17 protein-coding genes and 1 pseudogene are annotated in these 22,578 nt (G+C 64.6%); 15 read left to right on the top strand and 3 right to left on the bottom strand.

Annotated features, from left to right (window positions below; all coding sequences use genetic code 11):
• The first annotated feature begins 28 nt into the window (after positions 1–28).
• The 4 genes from M2395_RS27185 (at position 29) to M2395_RS27170 (ending at position 6,834) form a co-directional block, all read left to right on the top strand.
• Positions 29–3,661, top strand: coding sequence for a DUF2339 domain-containing protein (locus M2395_RS27185; protein ID WP_123431221.1), 3,633 nt, complete (start codon positions 29–31; stop codon positions 3,659–3,661).
• Positions 3,658–5,031, top strand: a complete 1,374-nt coding sequence (locus M2395_RS27180; RefSeq protein WP_123431220.1) for a DUF3999 domain-containing protein — start codon at positions 3,658–3,660, stop codon at positions 5,029–5,031. The genes M2395_RS27185 and M2395_RS27180 overlap by 4 nt, the downstream gene beginning before the upstream one ends.
• A gap of 186 nt (positions 5,032–5,217) precedes the next feature.
• A complete protein-coding gene (locus M2395_RS27175; protein ID WP_011058768.1) occupies positions 5,218–6,228 on the top strand; it encodes a class 1 fructose-bisphosphatase in 1,011 nt (336 codons plus the stop codon).
• A 3-nt stretch (positions 6,229–6,231) separates the two neighbouring features.
• Positions 6,232–6,834, top strand: coding sequence for a DUF924 family protein (locus tag M2395_RS27170; protein WP_123431219.1), 603 nt, complete (start codon positions 6,232–6,234; stop codon positions 6,832–6,834).
• Between the two features lie 35 nt (positions 6,835–6,869).
• On the opposite strand, the gene M2395_RS31980 is transcribed toward M2395_RS27170, so the two are convergent.
• Together M2395_RS31980 and M2395_RS31975 are read right to left on the bottom strand one after the other, a co-directional pair.
• A complete protein-coding gene (locus M2395_RS31980) occupies positions 6,870–7,634 on the bottom strand; it encodes a methyl-accepting chemotaxis protein (RefSeq protein WP_370059460.1) in 765 nt (254 codons plus the stop codon).
• A 93-nt stretch (positions 7,635–7,727) separates the two neighbouring features.
• Positions 7,728–8,750: pseudogene (locus M2395_RS31975) on the bottom strand (cache and HAMP domain-containing protein); the annotation flags it as partial.
• Between the two features lie 294 nt (positions 8,751–9,044).
• Here M2395_RS31975 and M2395_RS27160 point away from each other — a divergent pair.
• Entirely contained in the window at positions 9,045–9,299 is a 255-nt protein-coding gene (locus M2395_RS27160; RefSeq protein WP_011058771.1) for a hypothetical protein, read from the top strand.
• Positions 9,300–9,334: 35 nt separating this feature from the next.
• Positions 9,335–9,904 carry a lipocalin family protein gene (locus M2395_RS27155; RefSeq protein ID WP_011058772.1) on the top strand — a complete coding sequence of 190 codons (570 nt, stop codon included), beginning with the start codon at positions 9,335–9,337 and terminating at the stop codon, positions 9,902–9,904.
• A gap of 81 nt (positions 9,905–9,985) precedes the next feature.
• Here M2395_RS27155 and M2395_RS27150 read toward each other — a convergent pair whose 3' ends face one another.
• Positions 9,986–11,350, bottom strand: a complete 1,365-nt coding sequence (locus M2395_RS27150; protein ID WP_011058773.1) for a formimidoylglutamate deiminase — start codon at positions 11,348–11,350, stop codon at positions 9,986–9,988.
• Between the two features lie 107 nt (positions 11,351–11,457).
• On the opposite strand from M2395_RS27150, the gene hutC reads away from it, so the two are divergent.
• From hutC to hutH (M2395_RS27105), 9 genes are all read left to right on the top strand, one after another.
• The gene (hutC, locus tag M2395_RS27145) at positions 11,458–12,207 is read left to right on the top strand and encodes a histidine utilization repressor (protein WP_011058774.1); all 750 of its coding nucleotides are present in this window, start codon (positions 11,458–11,460) and stop codon (positions 12,205–12,207) included.
• Complete coding sequence (locus M2395_RS27140; protein ID WP_011058775.1) at positions 12,204–12,776, top strand: HutD family protein; 573 nt, start codon at positions 12,204–12,206, stop codon at positions 12,774–12,776. Before hutC ends, M2395_RS27140 begins: the two co-directional genes overlap by 4 nt.
• 404 nt (positions 12,777–13,180) lie before the next feature.
• The gene (hutU, locus tag M2395_RS27135; RefSeq protein WP_011058776.1) at positions 13,181–14,863 is read left to right on the top strand and encodes a urocanate hydratase; all 1,683 of its coding nucleotides are present in this window, start codon (positions 13,181–13,183) and stop codon (positions 14,861–14,863) included.
• A gap of 129 nt (positions 14,864–14,992) precedes the next feature.
• Positions 14,993–16,462 (top strand): cytosine permease, encoded by a 1,470-nt coding sequence (locus M2395_RS27130; RefSeq protein WP_053156003.1) that lies wholly within the window; start codon positions 14,993–14,995, stop codon positions 16,460–16,462.
• A gap of 75 nt (positions 16,463–16,537) precedes the next feature.
• Positions 16,538–17,503, top strand: a complete 966-nt coding sequence (locus M2395_RS27125; RefSeq protein WP_011058778.1) for an ABC transporter substrate-binding protein — start codon at positions 16,538–16,540, stop codon at positions 17,501–17,503.
• Between the two features lie 71 nt (positions 17,504–17,574).
• Positions 17,575–18,426 (top strand): proline/glycine betaine ABC transporter permease, encoded by an 852-nt coding sequence (locus M2395_RS27120; protein ID WP_011058779.1) that lies wholly within the window; start codon positions 17,575–17,577, stop codon positions 18,424–18,426.
• Positions 18,423–19,253 (top strand): glycine betaine/L-proline ABC transporter ATP-binding protein, encoded by an 831-nt coding sequence (locus M2395_RS27115; RefSeq protein WP_011058780.1) that lies wholly within the window; start codon positions 18,423–18,425, stop codon positions 19,251–19,253. The genes M2395_RS27120 and M2395_RS27115 overlap by 4 nt, the downstream gene beginning before the upstream one ends.
• Before the next feature lie 80 nt (positions 19,254–19,333).
• Positions 19,334–20,857 (top strand): histidine ammonia-lyase, encoded by a 1,524-nt coding sequence (gene hutH / locus M2395_RS27110; protein WP_123431218.1) that lies wholly within the window; start codon positions 19,334–19,336, stop codon positions 20,855–20,857.
• Positions 20,858–20,974: 117 nt separating this feature from the next.
• Entirely contained in the window at positions 20,975–22,513 is a 1,539-nt protein-coding gene (gene hutH, locus M2395_RS27105; RefSeq protein WP_019095429.1) for a histidine ammonia-lyase, read from the top strand.
• Positions 22,514–22,578 lie beyond the last annotated feature (65 nt).

Below are 22,578 nucleotides of genomic sequence, written 5' to 3'. Positions count from 1 at the left end.
TCAATGGACTGCTTAGGGATATCGACACATGCAATGGATATTCATGCTGCTGGGAGGGGGACTGGGCTGGCTCCTTGACGAGTCCTTCAGCGACGCCCTGATTGGCGCGGTCTCGGGCTTGGCCATCGGCCTGGCGATTCGTTCCGACGCCTTGCATCGACAAGTTGTCGACCAGCATCGTGAGCTGGAGAAGGCAAAGAAGGCCCTCGCTACCCTGGGCCAGCGCCTTGCCCTGCTGGAAAGCACCGGCGGCCCCGCTGCCGAGCCCGCCTCAGAACCCCAGGCCAGCGCCCCGCTGGCCGAGGCAGGCAGCAGCATGAGCGCCGCGCCGGAACTTGCAGACCTTCCCGAATTCATTCTTGAGGAAGTCCAGCCCGTGGAGCCGGTGCCGGCTGCCCCCGAGCTGGTCTGGGAGTTGCCCGCGGCAGCGAGCCCTGCCGCCTCCGTGGAGGCCAGCCAGCCGGTGCCGGAGTCGGTGTGGCAACCCCAGCCCCAGGCGCCGGCCCGTGAGTCCGTAGCTGCGCCTCGGGAACCCAACCTGATCGAGCGCGCCCTGAGCGGCGCGCGCAACTGGCTGTTTGGCGGCAACACTGTGCTGCGGGTCGGCGTGGTGCTGTTGTTCCTTGGCCTGGCTTTCCTTCTGCGCTACGCCACCGAAGGCATGGTGGTGCCGCTGGAGCTGCGCTACGCCGGGGTTGCGGCCTGCTCCCTGGGCCTGCTGGGCCTGGGCTGGTGGTTGCGGCGGCGCAACAGCAACTACGCCCTGATGCTCCAGGGCACCGGTATCGCGGTGCTGTACCTGACGGTGTTCGCGGCGATGCGCCTGCATCCGTTGCTCGACCCTTCCGCGGCCCTTGGCCTGTTGGTGGCGGTCACGGTGTTTTCGGCGATCCTGGCCATTACCCAGGACGCCCTCAGTCTGGCGGCCGCTGCAGCCCTGGGCGGCTTTGCCGCACCGATCCTGACGTCCACCGGCGCCGGCAGCCATGTGGCACTGTTCAGTTACTTCGCCCTGCTCAATGCCGGCATCCTGGCCATTGCCTGGTTCAAGGCCTGGCGCCTGCTGAACCTGATCGGCTTTGTCGGCACCTTCGGTATCGGCTTTGCCTGGGGCCTGCGCTCCTACACGCCGGAGCTGCTGTGGAGCACCGAGCCCTTCCTGATCCTGTTCTTTGTCATGTACCTGGCCATCGGCCTGCTGTTCACCCGGCGCAAGCTGCTGGAAATGCCCGACGCACCGGCGGATGACAGCCGCCAGGCGCTGCTGCACTGGTCTGCGCGCAAGGGTGACTACGTCGACGGCAGCATGCTCTTCGGCCCGCCCCTGGTGGGCTTCGGCCTGCAACTGGCGCTGGTCCAGCACCTGGAGTTCGCCGCTTCCTTCAGTGCCCTGGCCCTGGGCCTGACCTACATGGTCCTGGCCCGGCTACTGATGGGCGGCCGCGCCCTGTTGCTGGGTGAAACCTGCCTGGCCTTGGGCGTGATCTTCGCCAGCCTGGCGATCCCTCTAGGCCTGGATGCGCGCTGGACCTGCGCCGCCTGGGCCGTGGAAGGGGCGGGAATCTTCTGGCTCGGCCTGCGCCAGCAACGGCCGCTGGCCCGGGCGTTCGCCCTGCTGCTGCAACTGGGGTCGGCCCTGGCCTTCCTCAGTAAGCTGCAGCCTGGCGCTACCAGCCTGCTGGATGGCGCGCCGCTGGGGGCGTTGCTGCTGGGCGTCGCGCTGCTGTTCAGCTTCGACCAGTTGCGGCGGGCGCAGAAGACCCAGGTAGCGAGCTGGGAGCAGGGCATTGCGCCGATCCTGGCGGTGGCCGGGCTGGCTTTCCTGTACCTGCTGGCGCCGTTGTTCCTGTTCACCCAGGGCACCGCCATCAGCTGGGCGGTGGCCGGGTTGGCGACGCTGTTGGTCGGCCTGCGCCTGCAATCGCGGACGTTCCTGTTCACCGCCTTCGCCGTGCAGCTGTTGGGCGGTGCGCTGTTCCTGATGCGCCTGCAAGGTGCGGACGGTGATGCCGGTGCGGTGTTCAACGCCGGCTGGAGCGGGCTGATGAGCGCTTCGCTGATTGGCCTGGCGCTGATCGGCGGCATGCTCCTGGCAGCCCGCAATGACATGGTGCGCAGCGATCCGCGGCTGCTGCGGGGCTTGTCCCTGGTACTGCTGGCCGGCCTGATGATGATCAACCTGGCGGTGCTGTTCGTCCTGCCCTGGAGCACGGCCAGCGGCGTCTGGGCCGCCAGTGGCCTGCTGATCATCTGGCTCAGCCTGTATCTGCAGCAGCGGGCCAGCTTTGTCTTCGGCCTGGTGCTCCAGGTGATTGGCGGCAGCACTTTCCTGCTGGCCGGTTCGGGTTGGTATTTCGTCGCGGCGGACGCTGCGCGGCCTCTGGCCAATGGCGATTTCTGGACGCCGATGGTCCTGGCCCTGGCGGCCCTGGTGGGCGCCTGGCGCCTGCAGCGGGGCAACCATGGTTCGGCCTTCGATACCTTGAGCCTGGGCCATCTGTCCGATCTGTTGCTGGCCTGGGGCGCGTGCTGGTGGGCCTTTACCTGGCTCAAGGAAGTGCTGCGCTTCGCCCCGGCCCATTGGCAGGCCAGCCTGCTGTTGCTGATCAGCGCGGCTAGCGTGTTGCTCTGGGCGCTGCTGGCGGTACGTTTGAAATGGTCGTCCCTGGGCCTGTTGTGCAGCCTGTTGATACCGGCCGCGGGTCTGGTGCTCCTGGCTTCCTGGGCTCCGCGCTATCACCCGGCGGCGGATTTCGGCTGGCTGGCCTGGGCCCTGTTGTTCGCCGTGCACTTCTTCAGCCAGCGGCGCCTGGCGTCGCAGCTGCCGGCACGGGTGGCGAGCATCGCCCATGTGCTGGGCTGCTGGTTGCTGATCGGCGTGCTGGCGCTGGAGCTGCGTTATGGCCTGCTGCTGTTGTCCGAGCAGTACAACGCCTGGCGCTGGCTGGGCTGGGCGATCCTGCCGAGCCTGTACCTGGTGGCGATGGCCGCGCCGCGCGCCTGGCCGTGGCCGGTTTCTGCCCACTCCCGCGAGTACCGCCTGTATGCCGCGCTGCCCCTGGCGGTGCTGATGCTCGGCTGGTTCTGGCTGGCGAATATCTTCAGCGATGGCCGGGCCGAACCACTGCCTTACCTGCCGCTGCTCAACCCGCTGGAACTGGGGCTGCTGTTCGCGCTGTTCGGCGTCTATGTCTGGTCGCGCAGCGCGGTGCGGGAACTGGCGATCCGTGCCGACTACGCCGAGCGTGCCACGCAACTGGTGGCGGGGCTGTCGCTGTTCGCCTTCTTCACCGTGCTGGTGATGCGGGCGGCGCACCATTGGAGCGGCGTGCCGTTCCAGGCGGATGCGTTGCTGGAATCGATGATGGTCCAGGCCGGGCTGTCCATCGTCTGGACCCTGATTGCCCTGAGCCTGATGATCGGCGGCCACCTGCGTCATCGCCGTGAAGTCTGGCTGATCGGCGCAGTGCTGATTGCCGTGGTGGTGGCCAAGCTGTTCCTGGTGGAGTTGAGCAACCGTGGCGGGCTGGCGCGGATCGTCTCGTTCATCGGGGTGGGAGTATTGCTGCTGGTGGTGGGCTATTTCGCCCCATTGCCGCCCAAGCGCGCCGAGGCGCAAGCCGAGCCCGGCAAACCGTTGAATGAAGGAGTGTCATCGTGAGTGCGAAGCTGAGCCTGGGCTGGTTGGGGGCTGTGGGACTGTGTGTGGCGTTGTCCGCCGTGGCCCAGGACAAACCGGGGGGCTTCAAGTCCCTGGCACCCCTGAGCCTGAGCGGCGAGGGGCCCTGGTATCGCCTGGAACTGCCGTTGGCGGTGCAACTGCACGCCAGCCAGACCGACCTGCGGGATATCCGTGTGTTCAACGCTGCCGGTGAGCCCCAGGCCTATGCCCTGGCGCGCCAGCAGGCGCAGACCACCGAGCAGCACACGCTCAGCGATGTGAAGTGGTTCCCGTTGTACAGCTCGGCAGATGCCGCCGACAGCACCCCCAGCGTGCGGGTGCAATCCACCAGCAATGGCACGCTGGTGGAGGTTCAGCCCTCCACTCAACTGGAGGCCGGCGAGGAGGTCCTGCGTGGCTGGTTGCTGGATGCCAGCGCAATCAAGGCTCCGTTGCAGCAACTGGTGCTGGACTGGACCAGCGAACGCGACGGCTTCCAGCGGTTCAGCATCGAAGCCAGCGACGACCTGCAACACTGGCAGCCCTGGGGCGAAGGCCAGGTGGCGCGCCTGTCGTTCGCCGACGAGCGGGTCGAACAGCATGAAGTGGCCTTGCCCGGGCAGACGGCGCGCTACCTGCGCCTGTTATGGAACGCCCCGCAAACGGCGCCGGTGCTGACTTCGGCGCAATTGCAAAGCAATACCACCAGCAGCCTGCCCTCGCCGCTGGTGTGGTCGCAGCCCCTGAAGGGCAGCAGTGCCAAGGCCGGCGAGTACACCTGGCAGCTGCCTATGGGTTTGAACCTGGAACGGGTGCGCATTGCCCTGACCCAGGCCAACAGCCTGGCTCCGGCCACGCTTTATGGGCGCCGAGAAAGCAGCCTGCCGTGGCAGCCCCTGGGCAATGGCCTGCTGTACCGCCTGACCCAGAATGGCCAGGACGTGCAGCAGAACGAACTGCAACTGCCGGGGCAGACCGTGCAGCAACTCAGGCTGGTGGTGGATGAGCGTGGTGGCGGCCTGGGCGCCGAGGCCCCGAGCCTGGAGTTCGCCGTGCGTGGCACCCAACTGGTGTTCCTGGCTCGGGGAGCCGGCCCTTACACCCTGGCCCTGGGCAACCCCACCGCGAGCGCGGCCAACCTGCCGCTGGCGACCCTGATCCCCGACTACAGTGCGCAACGCCTCAAGCAGTTGGGCCAGGCCAAGGTCGAGGGTGCGGCGCAGCTGGCCTCGGCCACTGTCGCTCCTGCCGCTGCCGTGGCGGCAGGCGGGCCGGACTGGAAGAAGATCGGCCTGTGGGCCGTATTGCTTCTCGGGGTGCTGGCCCTGGCCGGCATGGCCTTCAGCATGTTGCGCAAACCCGCGGCCTGAGGCGGGCAGGTGTGGCGAGGGAGCTTGTTCCCTCGCCACCAAGGTCCATCGTGCCCGGGGTTTTTGACTACGCTGAAACCGGCGCCTGAACTCTAACTGGCGGTTCCCTGTCTGAGAGGAGGAAATGCGCCCCGACTCGCGTTAAACTGCGCGGGTTTTTAGCCCCCCATTCCTCCGGAGCCTTCCATGTCCCGCGTTACCCTGAGTCGCTATTTGATTGAGCAGACCCGCAGCAACAACACTCCTGCCGATCTGCGCTTCCTGATCGAAGTGGTGGCGCGTGCTTGCAAGGAGATCAGCCACGCCGTTTCCAAGGGCGCCCTGGGCGGTGTCCTGGGCAGCATGGGCACGGAAAACGTGCAGGGCGAAGTGCAGAAGAAGCTCGACGTGATCTCCAACGAGATCCTGCTCGAAGCCAACGAATGGGGCGGCCACCTGGCCGGCATGGCGTCCGAGGAAATGGACAATGCCTACCAGATCCCGGGCAAGTACCCCAAAGGCGCCTACCTGCTGGTATTCGACCCGCTGGACGGCTCCTCGAACATCGATATCAACGCACCGGTCGGCACCATTTTCTCGGTACTGCGCTGCCCGAACGAGTACCTGAGCCAGAACGAAGCCCTGAATGAAAAGGCCTTCCTGCAGCCGGGCACCCAGCAGGTCGCCGCCGGTTACGCCATCTACGGCCCGCAGACCATGCTGGTGCTGACCCTGGGCGACGGCGTCAAAGGCTTCACCCTGGACCGCGAAATGGGCAGCTTCGTCCTGACCCACGAAGACATCAAGATTCCGGAATCCACCCAGGAATTCGCCATCAACATGTCCAACGAGCGTCACTGGGAAGCCCCGGTCAAGCGCTACGTGGAAGAACTGCTGGCGGGCGACACCGGCCCGCTGAAAAAGAACTACAACATGCGCTGGGTCGCGGCGATGGTGGCTGACGTGCACCGTATCCTGACCCGGGGCGGCCTGTTCATGTACCCACGGGACAGCCGCGAGCCGGAAAAACCGGGCAAGCTGCGCCTGATGTACGAAGCCAACCCGATGTCGTTCCTGGTGGAACAGGCCGGCGGCGCGTCCACCGATGGTCACAAGCGCATTCTCGACATTCAGCCTGAAGGCCTGCACCAGCGTGTGGCGGTGTTCCTCGGCTCGAAGGAAGAAGTGGCCCGCGTGACCGGCTACCACAAGGAATAAACCATGAGCGCGCCCTGGCAGCCTCTGCTTGATTGGTGGTTCGGTTCAGCCGAAAAGCCGGCGGAGATTGTCGCTGCCAAGGGCCGGTTGTGGTTCGGCAAGCGCGACAGCCAGGACCTCGAAGCGCGTCAGCGTTTCGCCGGCCTGGTGGAGCAGGCCCTGGCTGGCGGTTTGACCGAATGGGCGCAAAGCCCCCAAGGTTGGCTGGCCATTGTGCTGTTGCTCGACCAACTGCCACGGATGATCTATCGCGACACTCCCAAGGCATTTGCCGGCGACCTGCGTGCCCAGGCACTGGTGGCCCAGGGTATCGCCGCGGATTTTGACCGGCGCCTGCCGGCCATGCAGCGCTGCTTCATCTACCTGGTGTTCGAGCACTGCGAAAACCTGGCGGTGCAGAACGAGAGCGTTTCACGCTTTACCGCCCTGCACGATGAACAGCCAGCGGACGAGCGTGCAGTGTTTGCCGACAACCTGGACTACGCCGAACGGCACCAGAAAGTCATTGCCCGCTTTGGGCGCTTCCCCCATCGCAATGCCATCCTGGGCCGCGAATCCACGGCCGAGGAACTGGCTTTCCTGCGCGAGCCCGGTTCGCGTTTTTAAGGGCACTTTCGTCGGCAAGCCGGCGAAGCTGTTACTCAGATTCGGAAACTGCCCACCAGATGCTGCAGGCGCTTGGCCTGCTGCTCCAGGTCGGCGCAGGCGCGCAAGGTGGCCTGGAGGTTTTCCACGCCTTCCTGGTTGAGGGTGTTGATCTCGGTGATGTCGACGTTGATCGACTCCACCACGGCGGTCTGCTCCTCGGTGGCGGTGGCCACCGACTGGTTCATGCCGTCGATCTCGCCGATGCGCTGGGTCACGCTGCCCAGGCGCTCGCCGGCCTGGTTGGCAATGCCCACGCTGTTCTCGCTCTCGCGCTGGCTTTCGGTCATGGTGCCCACCGCTTCACGGGCGCCTACCTGCAGTTCCTCGATCATCTTCTGCACTTGCTGCGCCGAATCCTGGGTGCGGTGGGCGAGGTTGCGCACCTCGTCCGCTACCACTGCGAAGCCGCGCCCGGCTTCACCGGCGCGGGCGGCTTCGATGGCGGCGTTGAGGGCCAGCAGGTTGGTCTGCTGGGAGATGCTGGTGATCACTTCCAGAATCTGCCCGATGTTCACCGTGCTGCTGTTGAGGGTTTCGATGTTGTCGCAGGAGCTGCTGATCTTGGCCGACAGCTGGTGCATCGCGGCGATGGTCTTGTCCACTACCTGCTGGCCGTCTTCCGCCAGGCTGCGGGCGTCGCTGGAGTGCTGCGAGGCCAGGGCTGCGTTCTGGGCGATTTCCTGGGCGGCGGCGCCCAGCTGGTTGATGGCTGCGGCCACGCTGCTGGTGCGCGAGGCCTGCTGGTCGGAGTTGAACATCGACGAATTGGAGGCAGCCACGACCCGCAGGGCCACTTCGTTGACCTGGCCGGTGGCCGAGGACACTTCGCGGATCGAGCTGTGGATGCGTTCGACGAAACGGTTGAACGACACTCCCAGGGTGCCGAATTCGTCGTGGCCGTGGATCACCAGGCGTTTGGTCAGGTCGCCTTCACCTTCGGCGATATCGTGCATGGCCCGGCCCATCAGGTGCAGGGGCTGCATCAGCATGCGGATCAGCATGCCCAGCAGGCTGATGATGATCACCACGGCAATGGCCATGGCGATGATGGCCGAGGTGCGGAACTCGCTGAGCATGGCGAAGGCGGTGTCCTGGTCCAGGACCAGGGCCACGTACCAGTCGGCCGAGGGCACGCCATTGACGTGGGTGAAGGAAATGAACTGGGTCTTGCCGCCCTGCTGTACTTCTTTCAGGCCCGGGCTGACGTTCGGCGCTGCGTTGGGGTAGGCCTCGCTCAGGTTCTTGAGCACCAGCTTGCTGTCAGGGTGGATGAGGATCTTGCCCTCGGCACTGACGATGAAGGCATGGCCGTGGCCGCCGAAGTTCAGTGAGTTGATGATGGCGCTGACGCTCGACAGGTCGATGTCGGCACCGGCCACGCCGATCATCTGGTTCTGGTGCTGTACCGGGGTGGCGACGGTGATCACCAGCTTGCCCGACGAGGCGGCGATGTAGGGTTCGGTGACGATGGTCCGCTGGGCGCCGGTGGCTGCCTTGTACCAGCCGCGGGCACGGGGGTCGTAATCGGCGGCGCGGTTGCCGGCCGGTACCGAGAACATCACGCCGTCCTGGCCCCCGAAGTAGCTGAGCTGGAAGTTGCCGGTGTAGGCGGGCAGGCCGACGCTGCGTTTCAGGCTATCGGCGCCGCTGCCGTCCACGGCGATCTGCTGGGCCAGGGATTGCAGGAGCTGGATGCGGCTCTCCAGCCAGGTCTGGATGTTGCTGGTGGTCAGGCTGCCCAGTTCCTGCATCGAGGCTTCGGTGCTGCTGCGCAGGGCCTCTCGCTGTCGATAGTCGTTGAACAGAATAAAACAGGCGAACGCAACGGCAACCACAAGGGCGGCGGCGAGCAGGATCTTGTGGCTGAACTTCATATTTCTGGTCATTAAATGAACTACCGCGAGGGGCTGGTCAACGAGGGGCGTCAATTTGCCACAGTGGAGGGCTTTGCGCTGCATCTTATGTCGACTGGCCACCACTGAAAATGAGGGGCAGATGCACAAAGCCGACGAACTGTCAGGTGCGGCAAAAAGGTCCTTGATTTACGAGGCAATTGCCCGGTTTGCCAGGCAAGAAATACCCGTCTCCCCGGGGAACCAGAAGGGGGTTTTCTCTTCTAAGCTTCTGGTTGGCTGACAGGCCTTCCCCCTTTTGTTCAGGAGTTCACCATGTCCCTGCGTTCTCTCGCTCTGTTGTCGTTCTGCGTGCTGCTGGCCGCGTGCAGCAAGGTCAATCAGGAAAACTATTCCAAGCTGTCGGCGGGTATGCCCAAGGCCGAGGTCGAACAACTCCTGGGCAAGCCGACTGACTGTTCGGGCGCGCTGGGCATGTCCAGCTGCACCTGGGGTGACAAGAACAGCTTTATCAGCGTGCAGTACGCCGGTGACAAGGTTCTGATGTTTTCCGGGCAAGGCCTGAAGTAAAAAAACCGGGGCTTCGGGCCCACGGGAGAAAAATAATGATGCGTTTTGCTGTCACTCTTCTGGTCGGCCTGCTCTTGGCCGGCTGCGCCACGTCCCGGGACGATTCGCTGGCGCCCAAGACCGTCAACCACGTCGATCTCAAGCGTTATCAGGGCACCTGGTACGAGCTGGCGCGGTTGCCCATGTACTTCCAGCGCAACTGTGCGCAATCCGAGGCTCGCTATACCCTGCTGCCGGAGGGCAACGTGGCGGTGCTCAATCGCTGCCTGACGCCGGAATGGAAATGGGAAGAGGCCCGTGGTACGGCCACGCCTCAAGTGCCGGGCAAGACCGACAAGCTGTGGGTGGAGTTCGATAACTGGTTCTCGCGGCTGCTGCCGGGCGCTACCAAGGGCGACTACTGGGTGTTGTACGTCAGCGATGACTACAAGACCGCGATTGTCGGCAACCCGAACCGCCGTTACCTGTGGCTGCTGTCGCGGACCAAGGAGGTCAACGAAACGGTGCGCGAGGAGCTGCTGAGCAAGGCTCGCCAGCAGGGGTATGACACCACGCGGCTGATCTGGCGGGTGTCGGACTCGGCCATGGCCAAGACCTCGAAATAAGCTCATCCGCAGGAGCCGGCTGGCCGGCGAAGGCGCTCGTGAGAATGCTTTCGCCGGCCAGCCGGCTCCTACAGGTCGGGGTTAGTTGAGCAGGTCACGCAGGACCTGGGTGAAGGCCCGGCTGCTGTCTTCTTCGGCGGCGTGACGCCCGTCGCGCACGACCCACTGCCCACCCACCATCACATCGCGCACCTGACGGTCGCCGCCGGCGAACAGCCAGCGGTTGAGAATCCCGTCGCCGTCGGCGGTGGCCAGGTAGGGGTCGTTGCCATCCAGCACCAGCCAGTCGGCGCGGGTACCCACGGCCAGGGCGCCAATGCCTTGTCCCAGGGCCTGGGCCCCGCCATCCAGCGCGGCGTCGTACAGGGTCCGGCCGACCATGGGCTGGTCGGCGCGGTACAGGCGGTTGCGGCGCTGGTCCCGCAGGCGCTGGCCGTACTCCAGCCAGCGCAGTTCTTCCACCACGCTCAAGGACACATGGCTGTCGGAGCCGATGCCCAGGCGCCCGCCCTGGGCCAGGAAGTCCACCGCCGGGAAAATACCGTCGCCCAGGTTGGCCTCGGTGGTCAGGCACAGGCCGGCGATGGCCCGGCTTCTGGCCATGAGGCTGACTTCCTCGGGGTTGGCGTGGGTGGCGTGGACCAGGCACCAGCGCTGATCCACCGCGACGTTTTCATACAGCCACTGCAATGGACGCCGGCCGCTCCAGCTCAGGCAGTCGTCGACTTCCTTCTGCTGCTCGGCGATGTGGATATGCACCGGGCAATGGCGATCACTGGCAGCCAGCACTTCGCTGATCTGCTGTGGCGTGACCGCTCGCAACGAGTGAAAGCACAGGCCCAGTTGCTGGTTGGCCTGCTGCGCCAGCAGCGGCTGCAAGTGCTGTTGCAGCTTGAGGTAGTTTTCGGTGCTGTTGATGAAGCGGCGCTGGCCGTCATTCGGTGCCTGGCCACCAAAGCCTGCGTGGCTGTAGAGCACTGGCAGCAGGGTCAGGCCGATACCGCTGCCGGCGGCGGCCTGGCTGATGCGGCGGGACAGTTCGGCGGGGTCGGCGTAGGGCTTGCCGTCGCTGTCGTGATGCACGTAGTGGAATTCAGCTACCGAGGTGTAGCCGGCCTTGAGCATTTCGATATACAGCTGGCGGGCGATGACTTCCAACTGCTCGGGATTGATCTTGCCCACCAGGCGGTACATCAGGTCGCGCCAGGTCCAGAAGCTGTCATTGGGGTTGCCGGCCACTTCCGCCAGCCCGGCCATGGCCCGCTGGAATGCATGGGAGTGCAGGTTGGGCATGCCCGGCAGCAGCGGGCCCTTGAGCCGTTCCGCGCCGTCTGCGCTGGCGTTGGCCTGGATCTGTGTCAGTTGGCCGTTAGCGCTGACTTCAAGGCGTACATGGTTGGCCCAGCCATCAGGCAGCAGTGCACGTTCGGCGAAAAAGGCGGACATGGTTCAAGCACCCTATCGTTTGTTATTTGTATATACATATACAGACGTTTGCCTGCCCGGTAAACTCCGGCAAGCTAGCCACCTTTATCGATCAACAAGGATTTCCTGTGCCGACTCCGCCTGCCAAATCGCCGCTGGCTGCCCACTTGGGCGATAGTCCGGCGCCCTTGTACGCCCGCGTCAAACAGATGATCACCCAGCAGATCGAGAGCGGAAACTGGCCGCCGCACTACCGTGTTCCCTCGGAAAGCGAGCTGGTCAATCAGCTGGGTTTCAGCCGCATGACCATCAACCGCGCGCTGCGCGAGATGACGGCCGAAGGCATGCTGGTGCGGATGCAGGGCGTGGGCACGTTCGTCGCCGAACCCAAGAGCCAGTCCGCCCTGTTCGAAGTGCACAACATTGCCGACGAGATCGCGTCCCGTGGTCATCGCCACACCTGCCAGGTGATCACCCTGGGCGAGGAGGCCGCCGGTTCCGAGCGTGCCCTGGCCCTGGACATGCGTGAAGGGCAGAAGGTCTTCCACTCGCTGATCGTGCATTTCGAGAACGACATCCCGGTGCAGATCGAGGACCGTTTCGTCAACGCCCTGGTGGCGCCGGAGTACCTCAAGCAGGACTTCACCCTGCAGACTCCCTACGCCTATCTGTCCCAGGTCGCGCCCCTGACCGAGGGCGAGCATGTGGTGGAGGCGATTCTCGCCGAAGCCGAAGAATGCCGGCTGCTGCAGATCGAGCGGGGCGAGCCTTGCCTGCTGATTCGCCGTCGCACCTGGTCCGGGCGCCAGCCGGTGACCGCCGCGCGGCTGATCCACCCCGGTTCCCGTCATCGTCTGGAAGGGCGCTTTCACAAATGATCCAGCTCACCCATCTGCGTGCCGCCGACTACCCACGCATGCCCTGGAAAAACGGTGGAGGCAGCACCGAAGAGATTGCCCGGGATACCGGTGACGGCCTGGACGGTTTCGGCTGGCGCCTGTCGATTGCCGATATCGCCGAGTCCGGCGGGTTTTCCAGTTTTGCCGGTTACCAGCGGGTCATCACCGTGCTCCAGGGCGCGGGCATGCAACTGACCATCGATGGCGAGGATGTGCGGCCGCTGTTGCCTCTGGACGCCTTTGCCTTCAGCGGCGCCAGCCAGGTCGATTGCACATTGCTGGAGGGGGCGATCCGCGACTTCAACCTGATCTATTGCCCACAGCGTTACGTCGCCCGTTTGCAGTGGCTCGATGGCCAGCAGCGGTTTTTCACCCAGGCGCACACCTTGTTGCTGTTCAGCGCTGCCGAGCAAGCCTGGGTGGATACCGGTAGCGCACCGGTGCAAGCACTGGGGCGTTATGACTGCCTGCGCCTGGAAGGCAATCGCGGGCTGCTGGAAGTCGCCCTGGACGGGCTGTGCTGCGTGATCGAACTCACCGCCCGCTGATTCATCACATCTTGCCGCAGGCCGGGATACGGCCTGCGGATGCTGCAAACCTCCTTTCTTTATTCGTGCTTGGTTGCCCTTGGCTTCGTGCGGGGTCCTGCGTGCCTGCGCCGGCGCGCCTGCTGTTTCTTGCGCGCACTCATTTGTTACCGAACGCCCCAGCTCGGCGCAAAAGCCCATCCTGGTAACAGCCGCGCGCGTGGAAAAAAACCTTCGCTGAAAATTTATCTTTGGTTGAAAGCCCCGTTCTACAAGGCCTGCGATGTGTTCGTCAGGTTTATGAGAATGATCTCAAGGGAGTTGGCCGCTTGATTGCATATGCTTGTATGTACAAGTAAATATGTGTGCGTAAGAGTCGATGGAATCCTCTTCGCACCTTGGACTCATCGCCGAGGAGTTTTTCCGTGACCGACAGCAAGCCAACTAAATACCGTAACGTCGAAATCCGTGCTGCACGCGGCAACAAGCTGACCGCCAAGAGCTGGCTGACCGAAGCGCCGCTGCGCATGCTGATGAACAACCTCGACCCGGAAGTTGCCGAGAACCCCAAGGAGCTGGTGGTGTACGGCGGCATCGGCCGCGCGGCGCGCAACTGGGAGTGCTACGACAAGATCGTCGAGGCCCTGACCCATCTGAATGACGACGAAACCCTGCTGGTGCAGTCCGGCAAGCCGGTGGGCGTGTTCAAGACCCACAGCAACGCCCCGCGGGTACTGATCGCCAACTCCAACCTGGTGCCGCACTGGGCCAGCTGGGAACACTTCAACGAACTGGATGCCAAGGGCCTGGCCATGTACGGCCAGATGACCGCCGGCAGCTGGATCTACATCGGCAGCCAGGGCATCGTCCAGGGCACCTATGAAACCTTCGTCGAAGCCGGCCGCCAGCATTACGATTCCAACCTCAAGGGCCGTTGGGTGCTGACTGCGGGTCTGGGCGGCATGGGCGGTGCCCAGCCACTGGCCGCGACCCTGGCCGGAGCCTGCTCGCTGAACATCGAGTGCCAGCAGACCAGCATCGACTTCCGCCTCAAGACCCGCTACGTCGACGAGCAGGCCACCGACCTGGACGACGCCCTGGCGCGGATCAAGAAATACACCGCCGAAGGCCGTGCCATCTCCATTGCCCTGTGCGGCAACGCTGCCGAGATCCTGCCGGAACTGGTACGCCGCGGCGTGCGCCCGGACATGGTCACCGACCAGACCAGCGCCCACGACCCGCTGAACGGCTACCTGCCCAAGGGCTGGACCTGGGAGCAGTACCGTGACCGCGCCCAGACCGAGCCGGCGGCGGTGATCAAGGCGGCCAAGCAGTCCATGGCCGTGCACGTCCAAGCCATGCTGGACTTCCAGAAAATGGGGGTTCCGACCTTCGACTACGGCAACAACATCCGCCAGATGGCCCAGGAAGAGGGCGTGGAAAACGCTTTCGACTTCCCCGGCTTCGTCCCGGCCTATATCCGTCCGCTGTTCTGCCGTGGCATCGGCCCGTTCCGCTGGGCGGCGCTGTCCGGCGACCCGCAGGACATCTACAAGACCGACGCCAAGGTCAAGGAACTGATCCCCGACGACGCCCACCTGCACAACTGGCTGGACATGGCGCGCGAGCGCATCAGCTTCCAGGGCTTGCCGGCACGGATCTGCTGGGTTGGCCTGGGCCTGCGCGCCAAGCTCGGCCTGGCCTTCAACGAAATGGTCCGCAGCGGCGAGCTGTCGGCACCGATCGTCATCGGTCGCGACCACCTGGACTCCGGTTCCGTGGCCAGCCCGAACCGTGAAACCGAATCCATGCAGGACGGTTCCGATGCCGTATCCGACTGGCCGCTGCTCAATGCCCTGTTGAACACCGCCAGTGGCGCGACCTGGGTTTCCCTGCACCACGGCGGCGGCGTCGGCATGGGCTTCTCCCAGCATTCGGGGATGGTGATCGTCTGCGACGGCACCGATGAAGCGGCCGAGCGTATTGCCCGGGTGCTGCACAACGACCCGGCCACCGGGGTGATGCGTCACGCCGATGCCGGCTACCAGATCGCCATCGATTGCGCCAAGGAACAGGGCCTGAATCTGCCGATGATCACCGGCAAGTAACCACCGCTCTCTGTAGGAGCCAGCTTGCTGGCCAAGCATGCACCGCGGTGCATCAGGCACACCGCCTCGCAAGCCCGCTCGCTCCTACAGGGGAATTCGTCTGCAGTGCCCACTAGAGGTTCGACGTCCATGGCTTTAGCGAATGATCGTGCAAGCAACAAACCGTTGATCGAAAGGCGTTCGATCGACTACATCCCGGAAGCGGAAAGACACGGTCGTCTCTTGAGTCAATTCACCCTGTGGTTGGGCGCCAACCTGCAGATCACCGCCATTGTCACCGGCGCCCTGGCAGTGGTCCTGGGCGGTGATGTGTTCTGGTCGCTGATCGGCTTGCTGGTCGGTCAGTTGCTGGGGGGCGGGGTCATGGCCCTGCATGCCGCCCAGGGCCCGCAACTGGGGCTGCCGCAGATGATCTCCAGCCGCGTGCAGTTCGGCGTGTACGGTGCGGTGATTCCCCTGGTGCTGGTGTGCCTGATGTACGTCGGCTTTTCCGCCAGCGGTTCGCTGCTGGCGGGGCAGGCTGTGGCGCAACTGCTGCACGTCGAAGACTGGGCCGGCATCTTGCTGTTCGCCGGCTCGATCATGGTCTTCACCATTTTCGGCTACCGGGTCATCCACGGCATCGGGCGGATCGCCAGCGTGCTTGGCGTGGTGGCCTTCATCTACCTGTTCTACAAGCTGCTGGCAGGCAACGACATCACGGCCCTGCTCGGCAACAAGCATTTTTCCCTGGCCAGCTTCCTGCTGGCGGTATCGCTGTCGGCTTCCTGGCAGATCGCCTTCGGCCCTTATGTGGCGGACTACTCGCGTTACCTGCCGCGCAGCACCTCGGCGGCGAAAACCTTCTGGGCCGTAGGCCTGGGTTCGGTGATCGGGGCCCAGGCCGCGATGGTCTTCGGGGTCTTCGCGGCGGCCCTGGCCGGGTCCCAGTTCGCCCACCACGAGGTCTCGTTCATCGTCAGCCTCGGCGGTACCGGTATCGTCGCCGGCCTGCTGTATTTCGCCGTGGCCTTCGGCAAGGTCACGGTGACCACGTTGAATGCCTACGGCAGCTTCATGTCGATCGCCACCATCATCAGCGGCTTTCGCGGCAGCCGGCATATCGGCAGCGGTGTGCGCCTGTTCTACATCTTCATCATGGTCTCGCTTGCCGCCACCCTGGCACTGTTGGGCAAGGATTCGTTCCTCAAGGATTTCTCCGCCTTCATCCTGTTCCTGCTGGCGTTCTTCACGCCCTGGAGTGCGATCAACCTGGTGGATTTCTACTGCATTACCAAGGAGCGCTATGACATCCCCGCGCTGTCCAATCCGGACGGTCGCTACGGCCGCTGGAATGTCATGGGCATCAGTATCTATGTGTTCGGCGTGCTGATTCAGATGCCGTTCATTTCCACCCACTTCTACACCGGCCCCCTGGTGGCGAGCCTCGGAGATACCGACATCTCCTGGATCATCGGCCTGGTGGTGCCCGCGGCGTTGTACTACGCCTGTGCGAAGAAGTGGCATGGCGCGGTGCCCGAGCACCTGATCCTGCCAATAGAGCAGGGCGCGCCCACCGAACAAAAAACGAGTGGGACCACCCGCGCTGCAGCGGTATGAGTCTTGATTGGACGTGGACAGGGCTGGATGCCTCTTAACTGCCGTAAGCCAACTCATGATTAGGAGCGTCACACAATGAAAATGCATAAGACCCTGCTGACCACGTTGCTGTCCATGGGCCTGCTGGCCGCTTCCGGCGCCCAGGCCGCGGGCTGGTGCGAGTCGGGCAAGGCGGTGAAGTTCGCCGGCCTGAACTGGGAAAGCGGCATGTTGCTGACCGACGTGCTGCAGCTGGTCCTGGAGAAGGGCTACGGCTGCAAGACCGACAGCCTGCCGGGCAACTCCATCACCATGGAAAACGCTCTGGGCAGCAATGACATCCAGATCTTCGCCGAAGAGTGGGTGGGCCGCAGCGAGGTGTGGAACAAGGCCGAGAAGGCCGGCAAGGTGGTGGGCGTCGGCGCGCCGGTGGTGGGTGCTGTCGAAGGCTGGTACGTCCCGCGCTACGTGATCGAAGGCGACGCCAAGCGCAAGCTCGAAGCCAAGGCCCCGGACCTGAAGAACATTGCCGACCTGGGCAAGTACGCCAGCGTGTTCAAGGACCCGGAAGAACCGAGCAAGGGGCGTTTCTACAACTGCCCGGCGGGCTGGACCTGCGAGCTGGACAACAGCGAGATGCTCAAGAGCTACGGCCTGGAAAGCAGCTACACCAACTTCCGCCCGGGCACCGGCCCGGCCCTGGATGCGGCGGTACTGTCGAGCTACAAGCGCGGCGAGCCGATCCTCTTCTACTACTGGTCGCCGACCCCGCTGATGGGCCAGGTGGACCTGGTCAAGCTCGATGAGAAACCTGGCGTCGACAAGAGCGTGAGCATCAAGGTCGGCTTGTCCAGAGTCTTCCACGACGAGGCCCCGGAGCTGGTGGCGGTACTGGAAAAGGTCAACCTGCCGATCGACCTGCTCAACCAGAATCTGGCGCGCATGAGCCGCGAGCGCATCGAGTCGCCGAAACTGGCGAAACTCTTTCTCAAGGAACATCCTGAAGTCTGGCACCCATGGGTCAGTGAAGAGGCCGCCGGGAAAATCGACGCGGCCCTGTAGCCCGGGCTTTTCCGGCGGCTCCAAGGGCCGTCGGCAACCGGACAGCAACCTCCTTTGAGCGAGAGTTTCCTATGTTTCCAGAAAGCTTCACGTTTTCCATCGCCGATTGGGTCAACGGCTGGGTCGACGCCCTGGTGACCCATTATGGCGATGTGTTCCGGCACATTTCCGACACCCTGCTGTGGGCCATCGTCAACCTCGAAGGCCTGCTGCGCATGGCGCCCTGGTGGCTGATGCTGGCGATTGTCGGCGGTATCGCCTGGCACGCCACCCGCAAGCTGCTGACCACCGCGGTGATCGTCGGCCTGCTGTTCCTGGTGGGCGCGGTGGGGCTGTGGGACAAGCTGATGCAGACCCTGGCGCTGATGCTGGTGGCCACCCTGATCTCGGTGCTGATCGGCATCCCCCTGGGGATCCTCTCGGCCCGCAGCAACCGCCTGCGCTCAGTGCTGATGCCGCTCTTGGACATCATGCAGACCATGCCCAGCTTCGTGTACCTGATCCCGGTGCTGATGCTGTTCGGCCTGGGCAAGGTGCCGGCGATCTTCGCTACGGTGATCTACGCCGCGCCGCCCTTGATCCGCCTCACCGACCTGGGGATCCGCCAGGTGGACGGCGAGGTGATGGAGGCGATCAACGCCTTCGGCGCCAACCGCTGGCAGCAGCTGTTCGGTGTGCAACTGCCCCTGGCCCTGCCGAGCATCATGGCCGGGATCAACCAGACCACGATGATGGCCCTGTCGATGGTGGTGATCGCCTCGATGATCGGTGCCCGTGGCCTGGGCGAGGATGTGCTGGTGGGGATCCAGACCCTCAACGTCGGGCGCGGCCTGGAAGCGGGGCTGGCGATCGTGATTCTGGCGGTGGTGATCGACCGCATTACCCAGGCCTACGGTCGTCCGCGCCATGAGGTGAGCAAATGAGCAGCGCTGCCATCAGCAAGATCGAAGTGAGGAACGTCTTCAAGATTTTCGGCAGTCGCCCTGCCGATGCCCTGGCGATGATCCGCCAAGGCAAGGGCAAGGACCAGGTGCTGGCCGAGACCGGCTGTGTGGTCGGGGTCAACGACCTGTCCCTGAGCATCGGCACCGGCGAGATCTTCGTCATCATGGGCCTGTCCGGCTCTGGCAAGTCGACCCTGGTGCGCCACTTCAACCGCCTGATCGACCCCACCAGCGGCGCGATCCTGGTGGACGGCGAGGACATCCTGCAATACGACATGGAGGCCCTGCGCCAGTTTCGCCGGCACAAGATCAGCATGGTGTTCCAGAGCTTCGGCCTGCTGCCCCACCGCAATGTGCAGGACAATGTTGCCTACGGCCTCAAGGTGCGCGGCGAGAGCAAGGCACTGTGTGCCGAGCGTGCCTTGCACTGGATCAACACCGTGGGCCTCAAGGGCTACGAGAACAAGTACCCGCACCAGCTGTCCGGCGGCATGCGCCAGCGGGTCGGCCTGGCCCGGGCCCTGGCGGCGGACACCGACATCATTCTCATGGACGAAGCCTTCAGCGCCCTCGACCCGCTGATCCGCGCAGAAATGCAGGACCAGTTGCTGGAGCTGCAGAAGACGCTGCACAAGACCATCGTCTTCATCACCCATGACCTGGACGAGGCCGTGCGCATCGGCAACCGCATCGCGATCCTCAAGGACGGCCGCCTGATCCAGGTGGGCACGCCCAGGGAGATCCTGCATTCACCGGCGGATGAGTACGTCGATCGTTTCGTCCAGCGTCGTGCCGCGACGGTGTAGTTCAACAGCCCACAAGTCCCGGGCCCGTAGGAGCTGGCTTGCCAGCGAAGAGGCCCCCGGATTTCACCATGAGGTTAACGATGTTCCAGGCTGAAAAGATCGTAATCGCCGACGCCCCCCAGGGTTGGCAGGATGTTGTCGCCGTCGCCCGCCACGGTGCTGAGCTCGAACTCTCGGAGCAGGCCTGGGCGCGGATCGACAATGCCCAGGCCATCGTGCGCAAAGTGGTGGACAGCGGCGAGCGCGCCTATGGCATCAGCACCGGCCTTGGGGCCTTGTGCAATGTGTTGCTGGCCGGCGAGCAGCTCAGCCAGCTGTCGCGCAATACCCTGCTCAGCCATGCCTGCGGAGTTGGCCCGGTGCTGGCCGACGAACAGACCCGGGCGATCATCTGTGCGGCCATCATCAACTACAGCCACGGCAAGTCCGGGATCCACCGGCAGGTGGTCCAGGCGCTGCTGGCGCTGCTCAATCGCGGGATCACCCCGCAGGTGCCGTCGCAGGGTTCGGTGGGCTACCTGACCCACATGGCCCATATCGGCGTGGCGCTGCTCGGCGTCGGTCAGGTCAGCTATCGCGGGCACATCGTCAGCGCCGAGCAGGCCCTGGCCGAGGAAGGGCTGCAAGCGGTGCAACTGGGGGCCAAGGATGGTCTGTGCCTGGTCAACGGCACGCCGTGCATGACCGGCCTCGGTTGCCTGGCCCTGGCCGATGCCAGCCGCCTGTTGCAGTGGGCCGACGTGATCGGCGCCATGAGCTTCGAGGCCCTGCGCGGCCAGATCGCCGCCTTTGATGCCGAGATCATCGCCCTCAAGGCGCACCCCGGCATGCAGGTGGTGGGCAGCAACCTGCGGGCCTTGCTCGACCGCAGCGAGGTGATCGCTTCCAGCAAGGGCATCCGTACCCAGGACGCCCTGAGCATCCGCTCGATTCCCCAGGTGCACGGTGCTGCCCGGGATCAACTGGCCCACGCGGCCAGGCAGGTGGAAACCGAGCTCAATGCCGCCACCGACAATCCGTTGCTGCTGGGCACCCCGGACAACTATCGGGTGGTGTCCCAGGCCAACCCCCACGGCCAGTCGGTGGCCCTGGCGGCGGACGTGCTGGCGATTGCCATGGCCGAGATCGGCTCCATCGCCGAGCGCCGCCTGGACCGCCTGATCAACCCCCATGTCAGTGGCCTGCCGGCGTTCCTGGTGGCCGAGCCCGGGGTCAACTCCGGGATGATGATCGTGCAGTACGTGGCGGCCTCGCTGTGCGCGCAGAACCGCCAGCTGGCACAGCCGGCGGTGCTCGACAACTTCGTCACCTCGGGCCTGCAGGAAGACCACCTGAGCCTGGGCACCAACGCCGCCCTGAAGCTGCTGCAGGTGCTGGAAAACTGCACCCAGATCCTCGCCATCGAGTACCTGCTGGCGGCCCAGGCATTCGAATTTCTCAAGGAGCAGCGCTTCGGCACCGGCACCGGCATTGCCTGGTGCCTGCTGCGCGAGCGGGTTCCGGCCTACGACCAGGACCGCTGGCTGGCCCCGGATATCGCCAGCGTGGCGGCCTTGCTCAAGGACCCGCGATTGCTCAACAAACGCTTTTCCAAGGTGCAATAAAACGGATTTCCCCATCGCCAGCGTGCCAAGGCGCCACCTGCTCAAGCTGCGGGTGGCGACGGACAACGGAAGCTTCCGGAGCGACTGGCTAGTTATTACAAAACTCTCAGAAGGAGCATGAATGTGACTGCGCTAAACCTGATTCCCGGCCAACTGACCCTGGCCCAACTGCGGGCCATCTATCAGCAGCCGCTGACCCTGACCCTGGATGGCAGCGCCTCGGCGCAGATCGACGCCAGCGTCGCCTGTGTCGAGCAGATCCTCGCCGAGAATCGTACTGCCTATGGCATCAACACCGGTTTTGGCCTGCTGGCCTCGACCCGCATTGCCAGCGCCGACCTGGAAAACCTCCAGCGCTCGCTGGTGCTGTCCCACGCCGCCGGTGTTGGCGAGCCTATCAGCGATGACCTGGTACGCCTGATCATGGTGCTCAAGGTCAACAGCCTGAGCCGTGGCTTCTCCGGGATCCGCCGCCAGGTGATCGACGCCTTGATCGCCCTGATCAACGCCGAGGTCTACCCGCACATCCCGCTCAAGGGCTCGGTGGGTGCTTCCGGCGACCTGGCGCCTTTGGCCCACATGTCCCTGGTGCTGCTGGGCGAGGGCAAGGCGCGCTACAAGGGGCAGTGGCTGGAAGCGACAGCGGCCCTGGAAGTGGCCGGCCTCAAGCCGTTGACCCTGGCCGCCAAGGAAGGCCTGGCGCTGCTCAACGGCACCCAGGTTTCCACCGCATACGCCTTGCGCGGTCTGTTCGAGGGCGAAGACCTGTTCGCCGGCGCCCTGGTGTGCGGCGGCCTGACCGTGGAAGCGGTGCTGGGTTCGCGCTCGCCATTTGACCCGCGGATTCACGCCGCTCGTGGTCAGCGCGGGCAGATCGATACCGCCGCGGCCTATCGCGCGTTGCTGGGGGACAGCACCGAGGTATCCGCGTCGCACAAGAACTGCGACAAGGTCCAGGACCCGTATTCCCTGCGTTGCCAGCCACAAGTGATGGGCGCCTGCCTGACCCAGTTGCGCCAGGCTGCCGAAGTGCTGGTGGTGGAAGCCAACGCCGTGTCGGACAACCCGCTGGTGTTCGCCGCCGAAGGTGACGTGATTTCCGGTGGCAACTTCCACGCCGAGCCGGTGGCCATGGCCGCCGACAACATGGCCCTGGCCATCGCCGAGATCGCCTCCCTGAGCGAACGGCGGATCTCGCTGATGATGGACAAGCACATGTCCCAGCTGCCGCCGTTCCTGGTGGCCAATGGCGGGGTCAACTCCGGCTTCATGATCGCCCAGGTCACCGCCGCGGCCCTGGCCAGCGAGAACAAGGCCCTGGCCCACCCGCACTCGGTGGACAGCATCCCTACCTCTGCCAACCAGGAAGACCACGTCTCCATGGCCCCGGCCGCCGGCAAGCGCTTGTGGGAAATGGCCGAGAACACCCGTGGTGTCCTGGCTGTGGAATGGCTGGCGGCCTGCCAGGGGCTGGACCTGCGCGAAGGCCTGAAAACCTCGCCGACCCTGGAAAAGGCCCGTGCCACCTTGCGCGAGAAAGTGGCGTACTACGAGAAGGACCGCTTCTTTGCACCGGACATCAACGCCGCCAGTGAGTTGCTGGCTTCGCGTTGCCTGAACGGGCTGCTGCCAGCCCGGTTGTTGCCGAGCCTGTAATGCACGCCGGGCCGCCAGGCAGCTTCGCGCTCGGCGTGGAGCTGCGGCCCGTGCTGGTTGGCTTT

Origin of the sequence: Pseudomonas sp. BIGb0176 (assembly GCF_024810175.1) — a bacterium.
Taxonomy (GTDB): Bacteria; Pseudomonadota; Gammaproteobacteria; order Pseudomonadales; family Pseudomonadaceae; genus Aquipseudomonas; species Aquipseudomonas protegens.
Note: the sequence above shows the minus strand (reverse complement) of the source record. Positions and strands in the feature narration are given on the sequence as shown.